Below are 15,653 nucleotides of genomic sequence, written 5' to 3' on the forward strand. Positions count from 1 at the left end.
AGGCGGTGATGGGGGCGGCCTGGTGACCGGTGCCGAAACGGTGCCGGAAGTGGCGGGGGAGTGGCGCCGAAGGCGGTACGAGGGGCGGTGGTGAGTGGTGCCGGAGTCGATGGCGGGAGTGGCGGCGAGAGCGGTGCCGGAGGCGATAGCGGAAGGGGCTGGGAGGGCAGTGCCGAAGACGGTGAAGGGGTGGCGCCGAAGGCGGTGTGAGTGGCTGTGGTGAGTGGTGCCGGAGGTGGTGTTGGGAGTTGCCAGACGAGCGGTGCCGGGAGTGGCGGCGAGAGTAGGACCGGACCGGGCGGGAGCGGAACCAGGCAAGGCCGGGCGGGCGCGGACCAGGTGGGACCGGACGGGAGCGGCGGGACCAGACCGGGCAGGACCAGACCGGGCAGGACCGCGCGGAAGTGGGCAGGGCCGGACCGGGAGGGGCAGGGCTAGGCAGGGGCGGGCCGGGAGGGGCAGGGCCGGAACAGGGGGGGGCAGGGCGGGACAGGGCCGGACCAGGCAGGGCCGGACCAGGCAGGACCAGGCAGGACCAGGCAGGGCCGGGCCGGACCAGGCAGGGCCGGGCCGGACCAGGCAGGACTGGGCGGGAGTACACCGGGCGGGGCCGAACCGGGAAAGGCAGGACCGGGCGGGAGTGCGCCGGGCGGGGCCGGGCAGGGCCGTGGCGGGAGCGGATCGAGCAGGGCCGTAGTCGGGCGGCGGCCCTGGTGGCGGGGTGGTCTCGGAGGGGGTGGTGATAATGGCTGGATGATCAACGGGGAGCACGGTTTCGACACGGCGTGGCGTGTTGTGCCGGAGCCCCTGCGCAGGGCGCTCGCCCTCGCCTACGAGGCGCTCGCGGCCGGGGGGTTGGCGGTCGGAGCGGTCCTGACGGACGCCGACGGGAAGCCGGTCGCAGAAGGGCGCAACGAGGCGTACGAGGACGGCCCGGGCACCGGGCCGCTGCGCGGAACGCCCCTTGCCCACGCCGAGATGAACGCCCTGGGGGCCGCCCGCACGGGCTGGGACCTGGGCACGGCGACGCTGTGGAGCACCCAGGAGCCGTGCTCGATGTGCGCGGCGGCAGCCGAGTTCACCGGCGTGGGGCGGGTCCGGTACCTCGCCCCGGACCCGTGGGCGCTGTCGAGCGGCAACGGAGCCGGATCCGAGGCCGACCCGGGCCGGCCGCACTGGCTGCTGGTGGCCAATGCCATGTTCCTGCGGAGCGTGGTCGTGGCTTCGGAGGGCTCCGAGGAACCGCGGATCCTGACACACCACCGAGCCGTCGAACCGGAGACCGCCGCCTTCCACGACAGCCTGCCGCCGGGCCTGCCCACGGCCGCCTCACCGCAGGACTGGCTGCGCCCTCACTGGGCCCGTCTCACGGAACTCGCGACGGCCCGCGAGCTGCGCACGCGTCGCTGAACCCGAGGGGCGGCCCGGATCAGGGGGTCGTGGCCGACACCTGCCGGACCGGGACGCCGTCCTGCGCCCCCGTTCCCGCTCCCGGGGACGGGGTGCCGTCGGTCCAGGCGTAGACCTCCTTGCCGCGCACCGTGACCTGGTACTGGAGCTCGCCACGGCACTCGGGCCGCTCCTCGGCCCTGGTGCCCGCCGGCCACCACTTGGCCTCCAGCGCCGTCCCCGCGTGCTTGCTGGGCGTGCCCGCCGAGCACTGCGGGCCGTCCAGCGGGGTCGGGCCCAGCGTGAAGCGGAGCAGCCGCGCCTTGCCGTCGGTGCGGGCCATTATTCGCACGTCGGTCGCGTCCTTCGGCACCCAGCGCGGCAGCACCCACGTCGACGCCCCGCGCGCCGACGCCCCGCGCCCCGGCTCCCCGAGCCGCCCCGGCTCCGCGCGCGTGGGGGCGTCGGCGGCCGTCGCGAAGCGCATGCCCTTCTCCTTGAACACCCGGTCGTTGATCGTGTCGGTCAGGGGGTTGGGCGGGAGGTTGGGCAGCGCGATGGCGGCGGTGGCGAGGACTCCCACGGTGGCGGCGGCGATGACGAGAGGACGGCGGTTCATGTCTACGAGTATTCGCGGCGGCAGCCGTAGTCCGCGTCCCTCCCGAGGCTGAACCGGATCTCTGCCGGAAGGGTGACATCGACTCATACCTGAGTCCCGGTCCGGACCGCCGGTCATACCTGAGTCCCGGTCCGGTCCGGTCCGGACCGCCGGCCGCGGCCCGGATCCCCCGCGAGCCGGATGCCAGGCGCCTGCGCCCGCCATCCCGACACCCGTGATGGCACCCCTCGTTAGAGGACGCGTGCCCCACCACCCCGCCCCCACCCCCGCACCGGCCACGCGCGCCCGGACCACCGCCCGGACCGGAGCCCGCCTGTCCGCCCTCGCCTCCGGCGCCCTGGTCGCCGTACTGGCCCTCGCGCCACCGGCGTTCGCGGCCCGGCAGGCCCCGCTGGTTCCGCACGCCCCGCTGGTGCCGCAGGACAAGCCGCAGGTGCTGAGCGGCTGGACGCAGCCGGGCGCGGCCAGCCAGGACGCATGGACCGCGGCGCGCGGGAACCGGGGCGAGTGGGAGCCGTACGGCTTCGACTGGTCCACGGACTACTGCACCACGTCCCCGGACAACCCCTTCGGCTTCCCCTTCAGGACGGCCTGCGCCCGCCACGACTTCGGCTACCGCAACTACAAGGCGGCGGGGGAGTTCCCGGCGGTCAAACCCCGGCTGGACGAGATGTTCCACTCCGACCTGAAGCGGGTCTGCGCCGGCTACTCGGGCGCCCGCAAGGCCTCGTGCGAGGGCACCGCGTGGACCTACTACCAGGCCGTCAGGGCCTTCGAGTAGTCCTGCGGATCCGTGTTGCCGATCAGGGCTTACGCCGCCGCTACGGAGACCCGGTTAGGGTGCCGCTCACCTGCGGAAAAGCCCTCCCGGAGGGGAGGGCTGAGGGATGGGTGGGAGGAGTGCCCCCGGCAGGACTCGAACCTGCGGCCAAGTGCTTAGAAGGCACCTGCTCTATCCACTGAGCTACGGGGGCCGGAAGGTGGCCGTGGTGGCCTGGAGCCCCTGGGTGGGGGTGGGGCTGTGGTCCGTGCCGGGTCAAGGATAGGGCTCCGGTTGCCTTGTCCCGGTTGCTTCACTCGCGTGCCACGATGTGGAGGTTCGGTGAAGCGGTCCCGATAATCGCAGGCAGGTGCGATTCTCGCACCGCTTTTGCGCCGTGGCGCCCTGGGTGTTGTGCACTCGTTATGCCTGCGCCCCACTCGTCCGGTGTGTCCGGGATGTGCCGCTGGAGTAGCGCTCGGCGCGCAGAGGACGTATAAGCTTCAAAAATGCTCCTAAATTGGGCATTCTTCGCATGTGGTGACCTTGGATGTTCGGCCTCAGCTGCTCGATGCCCTGTCCGCCCTGCGCGACCGGGTCGCGTCCGTGCGTCTGCCGCTGCCCCTGCCCGGCGCCCCCCGCGCCCGCCAGACCAGAGCGGAGCTGCTCGCGCAGCTCGACGACTACCTCGTACCCCGGCTGAAGGCGCCGGAGGCGCCGCTGCTCGCCGTCGTCGGCGGGTCCACCGGGGCCGGTAAGTCCACCCTCGTCAACTCCCTCGTGGGGCGCCAAGTGAGTGAAGCCGGAGTACTCCGGCCCACGACGCGCACCCCCGTCCTCGTCTGCCATCCGGATGACCACCACTGGTTCGCCGGAGTGCGGGTGCTGCCCGACCTGATGCGGGTCTGGGCGCCCCAGGACGACGAGGACACCCCCGTGTCGGCCCGGAAAGCCCAGCGGCGACCGGGTGACAGGCACGGGCATCCGCCCACCACCCGCGAGGTGCGGATCGAGACCGTCTCCACCCTGCCCCGCGGCCTCGCCATCCTCGACGCCCCCGACATCGACTCCCTGGTGGTCGACAACCGGACGCTCGCCGCCCAGCTCATCTGCGCCGCGGACGTCTGGGTGATGGTCACCACCGCTTCGCGGTACGCCGACGCGGTGCCCTGGCACCTCCTGCGCACCGCCAAGCAGTACAAGGCCACCCTCGTCACCGTCCTCGACCGGGTCCCGCACCAGGTGCTCGCCGAGGTCTCCCGCCAGTACGGCGCCCTGCTCACGCGGGCCGGGCTCGGCGAGGTGCCCCGGTTCACGGTTCCCGAGCTGCCCGAATCGGCCGGCGGGGGCGGGCTGCTGCCCGCCAGCGCCGTGGCCCCGCTGTTCGCCTGGCTCGCGCACCACGCGCAGGACCCGGCCGCCCGCCAGTACGCCGTCGGGCGCACCGCGCTCGGCGCGCTCGACTCCCTCGGGCGCCGGATGCCGGAGCTCGCCTCGGCCGTCGCGGCCCAGCACGCCGCCGCCGTACGGCTGACCTTCGCCGTCGAGGACGCCTACAAGCGGGAGGGCAAGCGGGTCCGGGGCCGCCTGGACCGGGGCGCCGTACTCGCCGGGGACGCGCTGACCCGGTGGCGCGGCTACCCGCTCGACACCAGCGCCGACGAACTGCTCGACTCCCTCGCGGAATCCCTCGCGGCGCTGCTCCAGTGCGCCGTCGCCGCCGCCGACGAACGCATCGCGGAGGCCTGGCGGCGCGAGCCCGCCGCCGGCGCGGTGTCCCTGCCGGCCCCCGACCGCGAGGCGGCGGAACGTATCGGCATGGCCGTACGCCGCTGGCGGCGCGTGCTGGAGGAACTCGCCGAGGAAGAGGTCGCGCGGCTCGACAAGCAGCCCGCGCCCGACCCCGACGGGGTCGCCGCCCTGCTGGTCGCGGCCCTCCTCGGAGGCAAGCGGGCCCGGCCGGCCGGGGAGAAGCTCGCCGAGCGGATCGGAGTGCAGGCCGCCGTACGCCTGCGCGACCGGGGAGGCGAGCTCGTCGCCGAGCACCTCGACCAGGTGCTGCGGGCCGAACGCGACCGCCGCCTCGCCCCGATCGAAGCGCTCGAAGTGAGTCCCGAACCCCAGGCCGAGCTGATCGCCGCGCTGTCCGTACTGCAGAAGGAGAGGTGACGCGGTGACCGCCCTGACCGACCGCACCGACGACCGCTGGGACGACGGACTGATCGCCCGCTCGCGCCCCCGGACCAGCGAGGACGACTGGCCCGCTAGCGGTGACGAGGAGGGCGACGAAGCACTCGTACGGGCGGTTTCCGGCGCCGGAAGCGACGGCGGCAAGGCCCCCGCGCCCCCGCTCAGCCCCGAGGCCCAGGCCCTGCGGGTGCGCCTCGACGCGCTGCGCCAGCTCATCGGGCTGTCCCGGACCAGGATCCTCGACGGAAAGACCCTCGCCGAAGCCGGACGCGTCCTGGACGAGGCGGCCGCGCGCCGCGGGCTGTCGGCGCAGCACACCGTCGTCGCCATCGCCGGAGCCACCGGAAGCGGCAAGTCCACGCTCTTCAACTCACTCGCCGGAGTGCAGATCTCCGAGACCGGGCTGCGCAGGCCGACGACCGCCGCACCCATCGCGTGCAGTTGGTCCGACGGCGCCGCGGGCTTGCTGGACCGCCTCGAGATCCCCGGCCGGCTGCGCCGCCGCCCCCGCGAGACCTCGGAGGCCGAGGCGCTGCGCGGCATGGTCCTCGTCGACCTGCCCGACCTGGACTCGGCCGTCGGAGCCCACCGCGACCACGTGGACCGGGTCCTGGCGCTGGTCGACGCGGTCGTGTGGGTGGTGGACCCGGAGAAGTACGCGGACGCCGTCCTGCACGAGCGGTACCTGCGCCCGCTGGCCGGGCACGCCGAGGTGACCTTCGTCGTGCTGAACCAGGTGGACCGGCTGCCCGGGGAATCCGCCGACCTCGTCCTGGACGACCTGCGCCGGCTCCTCGACGACGACGGGATCGCACTCGGCGAACACGGCGAGCCGGGCGCCACCGTCATCGGACTTTCCGCCCTTACGGGTGAAGGCGTCGGGGAACTGCGCGAGATGCTCGGACAGTTCACCCAGGAGAAGGGCGCCGCGACCCGCCGCATCTCCGCCGATGTCGACAAGGCCGCGGCCCGCCTGCGGCCGCTCTACGTGGCCGACGGCCACGCCGGGCCGGAGATCGGGGAGACAGCGCGCGCCGAGTTCGAGGACCGGCTCGCGGAGGCGGTCGGGGCGTACGCGGCCGGCCTCGCCGCCGAGCGGGCCTGGCGGCGCAACGCCGGAAGGGCCTGCGGCACCCCGTGGCTGCGCCTGTGGCGGTGGTACGAGAGCCGGCGCTCCCCGCGCTCACTGGCCGGCCTCGCCGCCCTGGCGGCGATCGGGCGTTCCCCGATGGCGTCCGAAGCGCCGGTCGAGGAGGAGGTGACGGCCCGCCAGCGGGTGGAACAGGCCGTACGGACCGTCGCCGACGAGGCGGTCCGCGGCCTGCCCGACCCCTGGGCGCAGGCCGTACGGGAGACCGCGGTCCGTGGCGCCGAAGGGCTCCCCCAGGCGCTGGACGAGATCGCGGTGACCCTCGGGCCGGCGGTCGCGGTACCCAGCACCCGTCCGCCGCGGCCCTCGTGGTGGCCGGCGGCGGTGCTGGCGCAGGCGGCCATGACCCTGCTCCAGATCTACGGCGGGCTGTGGCTGGTCGGGCAGATCGCCGGGGTGCTGGAGCCGAGCCTGATGCCGCCGGTCCTGCTGATGGTGGCCGGCATCATCGGCGGACCGCTCGTGGAGTGGGCCTGTTCGATCGGGGCCAGGGGTCCGGCGCGGCGCTACGGGCAGGACGCGGAGCGCCGGCTGCGCGAGGCTGCGGCCGGCTGCGGCCGGGCCCGGGTGCTGGAGCCGGTGGCGGCGGAGCTGCTGCGCTACCGGGAGGTGCGCGAGCAGTACGCGACGGTGGCGAAGTTGTCCACAAGCCGTCAGTAGTCCACAGCCTCCAGCGGGTTCCAGCCCTCCGGGCCAGCATGGTCGTACCCCGTGCGGATGGTCCGGACGGGTACGGAATGCGGGTCGGAGCGGCGCGTGCGCGAGCGCGCCGCCGGACCCCGGAAGGGCGGCCGGGATGAACGACACCCAGGTGACGCTGGTGGGCTACGTGGCCACGCAGATCGACTACAAGGACACGGCGGGCGGTCCGGCGGCCCGGTTCCGCTTCGCGGTCACCCCGAGGTACTACGACCGGAAGAAGGAGACCTGGGCGGACGCGCCCACCAGCTTCTACACGGTGTGGGCCCGCCGCGGCCTCGCCGTGAACCTCGCCGGATCCGTCTCGGTGGGCGAACCGCTGGTGGTCCACGGAAGGCTGCGGGTACGGGAGGACCCGCCCGACGGGGAGGGGAACCGGTGGTTCTCGGCGAACATCGACGCGACCGCCATCGGGCACGACCTGAACCGCGGCACGGCGGCCTTCCGGCGGGTCGTCAGGACGGACGTGCCGCTGATGGCCCCTCAGAAGGCGGCGGTGGTCTGAGTGTTCGAGGAGGCTAGGATTCCCCGGTACTCACGGGCACCTGGGCCTTCGGCCCGAAGGGGAAGACTGTGTCGATTGCCGTTCCCGCATCCTCCGCTCCTGCCGCCTCGATGGGCCTTGCTCCTGTCGGCGTTCCTGTCGGCGCTCCCAGCGGCGTTCCGGTTCCCCCTGCCGCACAGGCCTGCGACGCACCAGCGACGCGCACCACGTCCGCCGCGGCCATACGGGGCTCCGTGCGGCGGCCGATCGCGGTGGCCCTGCTCGCCGCCGCGCTGGCCGGGGCACCGGGTGCGGTGGCAGTCGCCGACGCCGGCCCGGCCGCACCCCGGACGCCGGAGGGAGCGAGCGCCGTCCTGGACGGGCTGAAGACGTACGGACAGGCCCTCCTGCGCGGCACGGACGGAACCGCGCGGCAGATCCCGGCGGGACTGTACGAGATGCGGGTCGACGGCGGCGGCATGCTCCAGACCTACGGAGTCGGCGTCGCGGGCGATGCGCAGCCCATGGCCCGGTTCACGGAGATCGGGTGGAGCGGCACGCCGCTCGCCGGGAACGGCGAGGCGGCCCGGATCCGTTGGGTGCTGGAGCACTCCTACCCCCAGCTGAACGATCTGGCCGGACTCGCCAAGGCGGCCGGAGCCGCCGCGCTCACCGCGGAGAGCGCGGCGGCCGGGACCCAGGTGGCCATCTGGCGGCTGGCCGAGGGCGCATGGGTGGAGGCCGTCGACCCGCAGGCGGAGAAGCTGGCCGACTACCTCCAGCGGGAGGCGCGACGGCTGCCCGAACCGCCGGCGTCCCTCGCGGTGGATCCCGGCGAGGTGTCGGGTCCGCTCGGCACCCGGATCGGGCCGGTCACCGTGCGGACGGGTGCGCAGAGCGTGAGCGTGACCCCGGACGCGGCGGCCGTGGCCATGGGGGTCCGGGTGGTGGACGCCCAGGGGCTGCCGGTCAGCTCCGCGGTCAACGGGGGGAAGCTGTTCTTCGAGGTGCCGGAGGGGACACCGGACGGCAGCGCCGAGATCACCCTCCGCGGGTCCACCCGCGTGCCGGTCGGCCGGGTCTTCACCAGCGGGGTCCCGGCGCAGGTCCAGATCGTGGCCGGCTCCAGCGAGTCCGCCACGGTCGCCACGGCGACGGCGAAGTGGCCGCGGCTCCCCGCCGCCCAGCAGACCGCCGTCGCGGCGTCGGGCGGGGCGATGACGGCGCTGGGCGCACCGGGCGCCCTGTCCGCACCGTCGGAGGAGTCTTCCGCCGGGGATCCGGACACCTCGGAAGAGCGGCTGGCAGCCAGCGGCAGCTCGGCGGCCACCCCGGTGATCGCCTCCCTGGCGGTGGGTCTGGTCGTCCTGGGCGGCCTGGTCGTCCTCCTCCTGCGCAAGCGCCCCCTGGAGGACGGCCCCGCCCCGGACCGGACACCGGACCCGGAGTAGGGGGATCGGGGTGCCCGGAGCCGGGGGTCGATGCGGATCCGGGGGTTCGGGGGGCGGGGTGCCCGAGGTGGGGACTGATTCGGATCCGGGGGTTCGGGTAGAGGCAGGGGATGGCTGATCAAGAGCTGACCTGGCGGGGCGCGGTCGCACGAGGGGACCGGTGGCTGTTCGACGTGGTGGCCCGGCGGCACTGGCCCGGGGCCGACCGGGTGCTGCCGCGGCTCGGCCGGGCCGCGAACCACGGGCTGCTCTGGGGCGGCGCCGCCGTCGGGATCGCCGTCCTCGGCTCGGCCGGGGCCCGCAAGGCGGCCGTGCGCGGGGCCGCGTCGCTGGCACTGGCCTCCGCGACCATCAACACCGTCGGCAAATGGTCCGTGCGCAGGCCGCGCCCGGTGCTGGACGGGGTCCCCGCCGTACGGCAGCTCACCACGCAGCCGCGGACCACCTCCTTCCCCTCGGGGCATGCCGCGTCCGCGTTCGCCTTCACCGCCGGAGTGGCGCTGGAGGCCCCGCTCTGGGGCGCCGCGCTGGCCCCCGTCGCCGCCTCCGTCGCCTTCTCCCGCGTGTACACCGGGGTCCACTACCCCTCGGACGTGTTCGCGGGCGCGGCCCTCGGGGTGGCGGCCGGATTCGTCGTGCGCCGCCTCACCCGGGACGCCGTGGAGGCCCGGATCGCGCCGGGCGACGAGCGGCCCGCCGCGGGGGCGCCCGCGCTGCCCGACGGGGCCGGGCTCACGGTCGTGGTCAACACCGGGTCCGGTACGGCGGCCACGGCGGGGCTCGACGTACTGCTGCGCGAGCGGCTGCCGAAGGCCGAGCTCATCGAGTGCGAGGGCCCGGAGCTCGCCGCCGAACTGGCCTCGGCCGCCGAGCGGGCCACCGTCCTCGGCGTGTGCGGCGGCGACGGCACGGTCAACGCCGCCGCCACCGCCGCGCTGCGCGCCGGGATCCCCCTGGCGGTGTTCCCCGGCGGCACGCTCAACCACTTCGCGCTCGACCTGGGCCTCGCGGGAACCGAAGACACCTGCCGGGCCGTGGCGGCCGGTCACGCCGTCCACATCGGCGTCGGCCGCTTCACCCCGGGCCCCGGCCCGGACCCCGAGGACACCAGGGCCGGGTACTTCCTGAACAACTTCAGCATCGGGGCCTACCCGGAGCTGCTCGGCCACCGGCTCCGCTGGGCCCCCCGGATCGGCGGCGGCCCGGCCGCCCTGCTGGCGGCGTACCGGGTGCTGCGCGCGGAGCGCCCGGTACGGCTCAAGCTCGCCGGGAAGCCGCGCAGCGTCTGGCTGCTCTTCGCGGGCAACGGCACCTACCAGGGCACGGGCCCGGCGCCCCGCTCCCGCAAGAGCCTCGGCGAGGGCCTGCTCGACGTACGCCTGGTCCACGGCGGCGGCCGCCCCGGCCCCCGCCTGCTCGCCGCCGCCTTCGCGGGCCCGCTGACCCGCTCCCCGGTCCACGTCGCCACCCGGCTGCGCAGCCTGCGCGTGAGCGACATCCCCGCCGGGACCCCGCTCGCCTACGACGGCGAGTACGCCCAGGCCCCCACCGCCCTGGTCCTGGACGACCTCCCGGACGCCCTCACGGTCTACCGCCCGCGCTGACCCCGCCCGCGCTGACCCCGCGGGCGTCCGGGCCCGGCGCCGGCCCGGCGCCCGCGCCCGCCCTCACACCATGCCGAGATCCGCCCGCATGGTGCCCCGCATGACGTCCGAGCGCTCCGTGAGGCTGAGCAGCTCGGCGTGGATCTCCTCGAAGGAGCAGTCCGGCCCGGGAGCGCCCTCGGCCAGCCGCATCGTGCGGGCGTAGGCCCCCGCCATGCCCCGGGTCATCGAGTCCAGCTCCGCGAGGACGGCGGCGGAGGCGATCATCTGCGCCTCCGCGAAGGCGGCGTGATGGCCGCCCCGGGCCTCCTCCACCGCCGCCCGCGCGGTCGCGGGCGGCTCCGCCGGGTCGGCCGGCGCGTTGTGGACGACCCAGAGGAAGGACATGAGCGCGATCCGGTACCGCCGGTACGCGGCGTTCGTCGCCGCGTAGCACTCCCGCTTGCGATCCAGCTCCGCGAGCTGCTGCTGCCGAGCCCATCCCACCTGCGCGACCCGCTGCTCCCGCTCGAACTGCGCCGCCTGCACCCGCGCCAGCATCCGCTGCGAAAGCACGGTCGCGAGCAAAGTCCCGGCCACGCCGACCACGGCCGCTCCGAGCGCGATCAGTCCGCTGTCCATACGTCCCCCCACCTCGGACGCAGCCCCCCGGCCGCGCCCTCGTCGGTGGCATCCTGCCGTGCGGCACAAGGCCCCGGGGCGGTTTTACGGACCTCGCTCGGGTGGTCTCGGGGCAACAGGGGGGCTGGCGGACCTCGTAGCAATCGCTGAGCGAGCCCGCCGCCGGGCGCCCCCGGGCGCTGGGTCGTGCGGCCCCTGCCTAGGCTGGCGGCGTGACCAGCCAGCTGCCCTCCTGCTCCTGCTGCGGCGACTCCCTTACGGACGAGCGGCGCATCGACGTCGGATTCAACCTGCCCGACGCTGCTCTCACCGCACCCGACGAGGCCCGGCACCGGCTCGGCCCCTCTGCGCTGCTCCGGGTCGACGGTGTCGGCTCCTTCATCCGCTGCCTGCTGCCCGTCAGGCTGACGCACGAGACCGAGCTCGTCCTGGGCATGTGGCTGGAGGTTGACGACACCGTCCTCCAGAGGGCCCACGGCCTGTGGGAGGGCAGCGGCTACGCGGATCTCGCCTTCACGGGGAGGGTCGCCAACAAGATCCGACCCTGGGGCGATGACCTGCTGGGTGCCCCGTTCACTGCCCGGGTCGGCGACCCTCAGGAGCTGCCCCACCTCGTCGCCGGCCACAACGCGACGGCCGCCGGAGTCCTGGAACACACATGGGACCGGGACCACGTGCTCAGCCGGTTCCCGCACCAGCTCCCGGTCGATGTGCGAACCAGCCTCGGCGACCACTGGTCCGTCGTCCGCACTGCGGGCCTCACCGCCCGGGTTGCCGACGGAGCGGACCAGTTCGCCGGGCCGGACCGCAGCGCCGCCGTGACCGTGTTCACGGACGACAGCTCGGGGCGTACCCCCGAGGACTTCCTCTCCGCCCTGCTCGCCGGCGCCCCTGACAAGCTTCCCGGGCAGCGGCTCACCGAGCCTCTGCCCGTCGGCCGCCGCCACGCCTTCTGGCTGACCCCCGACGACCACGGCCGGGAACGGCACGAGTTCTACGGCTTCACGGCGCCGGCCTCCGGTACCGCTGCCGGGGTGTTCTGCACCCACGAGGACGCCGCCGACCTCGCCTGGGCGCAGCAGGTCTGGCGGTCCCTCGAATGGTCTGCCCCGTCCTGATCGGAAACGGCCCGGGTCCTGCCACCTGCGAAAACTGGCAGGGGAGAGATTGCCGCCGGGCCGTCCCCGGGCCGCCGGAGGGGGCCCAGGGACGGCCAAGGGCGACCCATGACGGCCACGACCGTCAGGCCCCCTCCGGTCGGTGCCCAGGTCAGGGCGCCGGGACCATACGGGTTTCCCCCCGGGGATGGACGTCAGGCAAGATGGGGTGTATCTGCCCACCCATCGATCTGCCGGACGGTTTCTCTTGGCTGAGTTCATCTACACCATGCGCAAGACGCGCAAGGCGCACGGCGACAAGGTGATTCTTGATGACGTCACCCTGAACTTCCTGCCCGGCGCGAAGATCGGTGTGGTCGGCCCGAACGGCGCCGGTAAGTCCACCGTCCTCAAGATCATGGCGGGGCTGGAGCAGCCGTCCAACGGTGAGGCGTACCTGTCTCCCGGCTTCACCGTCGGCATCCTCATGCAGGAGCCCAAGCTCGACGAGTCCAAGACGGTCCTGGAGAACGTCCAGGACGGCGCCGCCGACGTCATGGCCAAGCTGAAGCGCTTCAACGAGGTCGCCGAGGAAATGGCGACCGACTACACCGACGCGCTGCTGGACGAGATGGGCAAGCTCCAGGAAGTCCTGGACCACGCCAACGCCTGGGACCTCGACGCGCAGCTGGAGCAGGCCATGGACGCCCTGGGCTGCCCGCCCGGCGACTGGCCCGTCACCAACCTCTCCGGTGGCGAGAAGCGCCGCGTCGCGCTCTGCAAGCTGCTGATCGAGGCCCCGGACCTGCTCCTCCTCGACGAGCCCACCAACCACCTCGACGCCGAGTCGGTGAACTGGCTGGAGCAGCACCTTTCGCAGTACAAGGGTGCCGTCGTGGCCGTCACCCACGACCGTTACTTCCTGAACAACGTCGCCGAGTGGATCCTCGAGCTCGACCGCGGCCGCGCCCACCCGTACGAGGGCAACTACTCCACCTACCTGGAGAAGAAGGCCACCCGTCTCAAGGTCGAGGGCCGCAAGGACGAGAAGCGCCAGAAGCGCCTCAAGGAAGAGCTCGAGTGGGTGCGGTCGAACGCCAAGGGGCGCCAGACCAAGTCCAAGGCCCGCCTCGCCCGCTACGAGGAGATGGCCGCCGAGGCGGACAAGATGCGGAAGCTGGACTTCGAGGAGATCCAGATCCCGCCGGGCCCGCGTCTGGGCTCGATCGTGGTCGAGGTCAACAACCTCAACAAGGCGTTCGGCGACAAGGTCCTGGTCGACGACCTGTCCTTCACGCTGCCGCGCAACGGCATCGTGGGCATCATCGGCCCGAACGGCGCCGGCAAGACCACGCTCTTCAAGATGCTCCTGGGTCTGGAGGCGCCGGACTCCGGCTCCGTCAAGATCGGCGAGACCGTCAAGATCTCGTACGTCGACCAGAGCCGCGCCAACATCGACCCCAAGAAGTCCCTGTGGGCCGTCGTGTCGGACGAACTGGACTACATCAACGTCGGCCAGGTCGAGATGCCGTCGCGCGCGTACGTCAGCGCCTTCGGCTTCAAGGGTCCGGACCAGCAGAAGGCCGCCGGCATCCTCTCCGGTGGTGAGCGCAACCGACTGAACCTGGCGCTGACGCTCAAGGAGGGCGGCAACCTGCTGCTCCTCGACGAGCCCACCAACGACCTCGACGTCGAGACCCTGTCCTCGCTCGAGAACGCGCTCCTGGAGTTCCCGGGTGCGGCCGTGGTCATCTCCCACGACCGCTGGTTCCTGGACCGAGTCGCCACGCACATCCTGGCGTACGAGGGCGAATCCAAGTGGTACTGGTTCGAGGGCAACTTCGAGTCGTACGAGAAGAACAAGGTCGAGCGGCTCGGCGCGGACGCGACCCGTCCGCACCGTGCCACCTACAAGAAGCTCACCCGAGGCTGAGGGCCGAGGACACGGGCCATGGCCAGACACCACTACCGATGCCCCCTCCGCTGGGCGGACATGGATGCCTTCGGGCACGTCAACAACGTCGTCTTCCTCCGCTATCTGGAGGAGGCGCGGATCGACTTCATGTTCCGCCTCGCGCCGGGGGAGGGCAGTGAGTCCTTCACGGGCGGTTCCGTCGTGGCCCGTCACGAGATCGACTACAAGCTGCCCCTCGTGCACCGGCACGAGCCGGTGCTCATCGAGTCCTGGGTGACCCGGATAGGCGCCGCGTCCCTGACCATCCGCTACGAGGTCAAGGACGAGGCGACCGAGGACGCGCCCGAGACGGTCTACGTGCGTGCCGAGACCGTGGTCGTGCCCTACAACCTCGCCGAGGGGCGGCCCCGCCGCATCACGGCCGAGGAGAAGCTCTTCCTCCAGGAGTACCTGGACGAGCCGAAGAAGGCACAGGGCATCGCGGCATGAACGAGCAGCTGCACTTCGCCGACTCCGGGGAGGCGGCGGACCTCGCCGCCTTCCTGGGCCGGCTGGTGCACTACGACCGCGCCGCCGCCGTCCGCCTGCAGGCGCAGGCCGGCGGTGGCGCGCTCGCCGTCTTCGGCCGGCCGCCGTCCTTCGACGTACTGGCCGTCCGCACGGTGCGGCTCGCCGCGCCGCTCTCCGCTCCGCTCGACCTGACCGTCTCGGCCGGGGAGCTGCTGGAGTCCGTCGACGAGGGCGAGCGGGCCGGCGCCGTCGTCCCCGCGGCCGTCACCGGACCGCCCTGGGCGGGCGTGCTCCCGCCCCGCGGCGGCTGGGCCCCGGTGGCCGGGCTGCCCGGTCCCGAAGCCATGGCCAAGGCCCTGGCGGCGGCCGTCGCCGAGTTCCGGGCCCGTGACGAGGCCCTGCCCCCGCAGCACCGGACCCGCTCCGAGCGCGACCGCATCGGCCGCGAGATCTGGTCCCGCACGCTGGGGGACACCGAACTTCCGCTGCGCGCCGTGCACGCCGCGCAGTCCCTGGGCTTCCTGCGGCCCGTACGGTCCACCGTGCCCGCGCCGCCCACCGTGCCTGCCGGGGCCGTTGCCCCCGAGCCCGTGGCGCTGTTCGCCTCCGGGGGCTGGCTGCGGCTGCGCACCCCCTACGGTTCCGTGGCCATGCGCCGCCCGGGCGGCCTCGGCACCCTGCTCGTCCGCCCCGTCTAGCCGGCCGCGCCGTACGGGACCCCGCGCGGGATTCCGTACGGGACCCCGTAGTACCGGCTAGCCCGCGGTGTTGATCATCGAGGCGGCGGCGTACGTCAGGTACCGCCACAGCTGCGCCTCGTGCTCCGGCGCGAGGGCGAGCTCGTCCACCGCCACCCGCATGTGGGCCAGCCACGCGTCGTGCGCGGCGGCGTCCACCTGGAACGGCGCGTGCCGCATGCGCAGGCGCGGGTGGCCGCGGTTCTCGCTGTAGGTGTTCGGGCCGCCCCAGTACTGCATCAGGAACAGCGCGAACCGCTCCTCGGCGGGACCGAGGTCCCCCTCCGGGTACATCGGCCGCAGCAGCGGGTCCTCGGCGACCCCCTGGTAGAAGCGGTGGACCAGACGGCGGAAGGTGTCCTCGCCGCCCACCAGTTCGTAGAAGGTCTGCTCCTGGACCGTGCCCCGCGGAATCTCATTCACCCGA

General features: G+C 73.7%; 14 protein-coding genes and 1 tRNA gene. 11 read left to right on the forward strand and 4 right to left on the reverse strand.

Annotation, left to right across the window (positions count from 1 at the left end; all coding sequences use genetic code 11):
• Window positions 1-753 precede the first annotated feature (753 nt).
• On the forward strand, window positions 754-1,410 hold the full coding sequence (locus AC3IX6_RS24875; RefSeq protein WP_489364736.1) for a nucleoside deaminase: 657 nt from the start codon (window positions 754-756) through the stop codon (window positions 1,408-1,410).
• A gap of 19 nt (window positions 1,411-1,429) precedes the next feature.
• On the opposite strand, the gene AC3IX6_RS24880 is transcribed toward AC3IX6_RS24875, so the two are convergent.
• Window positions 1,430-2,008 carry a hypothetical protein gene (locus AC3IX6_RS24880; RefSeq protein ID WP_489364737.1) on the reverse strand — a complete coding sequence of 193 codons (579 nt, stop codon included), beginning with the start codon at window positions 2,006-2,008 and terminating at the stop codon, window positions 1,430-1,432.
• 349 nt (window positions 2,009-2,357) lie between these two features.
• Between AC3IX6_RS24880 and AC3IX6_RS24885 the strand changes: the two genes are divergently transcribed.
• Complete coding sequence (locus AC3IX6_RS24885; RefSeq protein WP_489371552.1) at window positions 2,358-2,789, forward strand: phospholipase; 432 nt, start codon at window positions 2,358-2,360, stop codon at window positions 2,787-2,789.
• A gap of 120 nt (window positions 2,790-2,909) precedes the next feature.
• On the opposite strand, the gene AC3IX6_RS24890 is transcribed toward AC3IX6_RS24885, so the two are convergent.
• Window positions 2,910-2,982 (reverse strand) — tRNA-Arg (locus AC3IX6_RS24890).
• 332 nt (window positions 2,983-3,314) lie between these two features.
• Between AC3IX6_RS24890 and AC3IX6_RS24895 the strand changes: the two genes are divergently transcribed.
• The 5 genes from AC3IX6_RS24895 (at window position 3,315) to AC3IX6_RS24915 (ending at window position 10,346) form a co-directional block, all read left to right on the forward strand.
• Window positions 3,315-4,937 carry a dynamin family protein gene (locus tag AC3IX6_RS24895; protein ID WP_489364739.1) on the forward strand — a complete coding sequence of 541 codons (1,623 nt, stop codon included), beginning with the start codon at window positions 3,315-3,317 and terminating at the stop codon, window positions 4,935-4,937.
• A gap of 4 nt (window positions 4,938-4,941) precedes the next feature.
• A complete protein-coding gene (locus tag AC3IX6_RS24900) occupies window positions 4,942-6,768 on the forward strand; it encodes a GTPase (RefSeq protein WP_489364741.1) in 1,827 nt (608 codons plus the stop codon).
• 136 nt (window positions 6,769-6,904) lie between these two features.
• A complete protein-coding gene (locus tag AC3IX6_RS24905; protein ID WP_489364743.1) occupies window positions 6,905-7,312 on the forward strand; it encodes a single-stranded DNA-binding protein in 408 nt (135 codons plus the stop codon).
• Window positions 7,313-7,545: 233 nt separating this feature from the next.
• The gene (locus AC3IX6_RS24910; protein ID WP_489364745.1) at window positions 7,546-8,742 is read left to right on the forward strand and encodes a thioester domain-containing protein; all 1,197 of its coding nucleotides are present in this window, start codon (window positions 7,546-7,548) and stop codon (window positions 8,740-8,742) included.
• 110 nt (window positions 8,743-8,852) lie between these two features.
• Window positions 8,853-10,346: a bifunctional phosphatase PAP2/diacylglycerol kinase family protein gene (locus AC3IX6_RS24915; protein WP_489364746.1), complete on the forward strand. Its 1,494-nt coding sequence runs from the start codon at window positions 8,853-8,855 to the stop codon at window positions 10,344-10,346.
• Between the two features lie 63 nt (window positions 10,347-10,409).
• Here the strand turns inward: AC3IX6_RS24915 and AC3IX6_RS24920 are convergent, their stop codons facing one another.
• Window positions 10,410-10,967 (reverse strand): hypothetical protein, encoded by a 558-nt coding sequence (locus tag AC3IX6_RS24920; RefSeq protein ID WP_489364748.1) that lies wholly within the window; start codon window positions 10,965-10,967, stop codon window positions 10,410-10,412.
• A gap of 212 nt (window positions 10,968-11,179) precedes the next feature.
• Here AC3IX6_RS24920 and AC3IX6_RS24925 point away from each other — a divergent pair, with 212 nt between their 5' ends.
• The 4 genes from AC3IX6_RS24925 (at window position 11,180) to AC3IX6_RS24940 (ending at window position 15,187) form a co-directional block, all read left to right on the forward strand.
• Window positions 11,180-12,085 carry a DUF2199 domain-containing protein gene (locus AC3IX6_RS24925; protein ID WP_489364750.1) on the forward strand — a complete coding sequence of 302 codons (906 nt, stop codon included), beginning with the start codon at window positions 11,180-11,182 and terminating at the stop codon, window positions 12,083-12,085.
• Window positions 12,086-12,332: 247 nt separating this feature from the next.
• A complete protein-coding gene (gene ettA, locus AC3IX6_RS24930; protein WP_489364751.1) occupies window positions 12,333-13,997 on the forward strand; it encodes an energy-dependent translational throttle protein EttA in 1,665 nt (554 codons plus the stop codon).
• An 18-nt stretch (window positions 13,998-14,015) separates the two neighbouring features.
• Window positions 14,016-14,468, forward strand: a complete 453-nt coding sequence (locus AC3IX6_RS24935; RefSeq protein WP_388500277.1) for an acyl-CoA thioesterase — start codon at window positions 14,016-14,018, stop codon at window positions 14,466-14,468.
• The gene (locus AC3IX6_RS24940; protein ID WP_489364753.1) at window positions 14,465-15,187 is read left to right on the forward strand and encodes a DUF8010 domain-containing protein; all 723 of its coding nucleotides are present in this window, start codon (window positions 14,465-14,467) and stop codon (window positions 15,185-15,187) included. Before AC3IX6_RS24935 ends, AC3IX6_RS24940 begins: the two co-directional genes overlap by 4 nt.
• A gap of 57 nt (window positions 15,188-15,244) precedes the next feature.
• Here the strand turns inward: AC3IX6_RS24940 and AC3IX6_RS24945 are convergent, their stop codons facing one another.
• Complete coding sequence (locus tag AC3IX6_RS24945; protein ID WP_243334938.1) at window positions 15,245-15,649, reverse strand: globin; 405 nt, start codon at window positions 15,647-15,649, stop codon at window positions 15,245-15,247.
• Window positions 15,650-15,653 lie beyond the last annotated feature (4 nt).

The sequence above is a fragment of the Streptomyces sp. GL_141 genome, assembly GCF_057834385.1.

What these genes read in the sequence shown, in the direction of transcription:
- AC3IX6_RS24875 (WP_489364736.1), top strand. Translation starts at nt 754, where the DNA reads ATGATCAACGGGGAGCACGGTTTCGACACGGCGTGGCGTGTTGTGCCG.
- AC3IX6_RS24880 (WP_489364737.1), bottom strand. Translation starts at nt 2,008, where the DNA reads ATGAACCGCCGTCCTCTCGTCATCGCCGCCGCCACCGTGGGAGTCCTC.
- AC3IX6_RS24905 (WP_489364743.1), top strand. Translation starts at nt 6,905, where the DNA reads ATGAACGACACCCAGGTGACGCTGGTGGGCTACGTGGCCACGCAGATC.
- AC3IX6_RS24915 (WP_489364746.1), top strand. Translation starts at nt 8,853, where the DNA reads ATGGCTGATCAAGAGCTGACCTGGCGGGGCGCGGTCGCACGAGGGGAC.
- AC3IX6_RS24920 (WP_489364748.1), bottom strand. Translation starts at nt 10,967, where the DNA reads ATGGACAGCGGACTGATCGCGCTCGGAGCGGCCGTGGTCGGCGTGGCC.
- AC3IX6_RS24935 (WP_388500277.1), top strand. Translation starts at nt 14,016, where the DNA reads ATGGCCAGACACCACTACCGATGCCCCCTCCGCTGGGCGGACATGGAT.
- AC3IX6_RS24940 (WP_489364753.1), top strand. Translation starts at nt 14,465, where the DNA reads ATGAACGAGCAGCTGCACTTCGCCGACTCCGGGGAGGCGGCGGACCTC.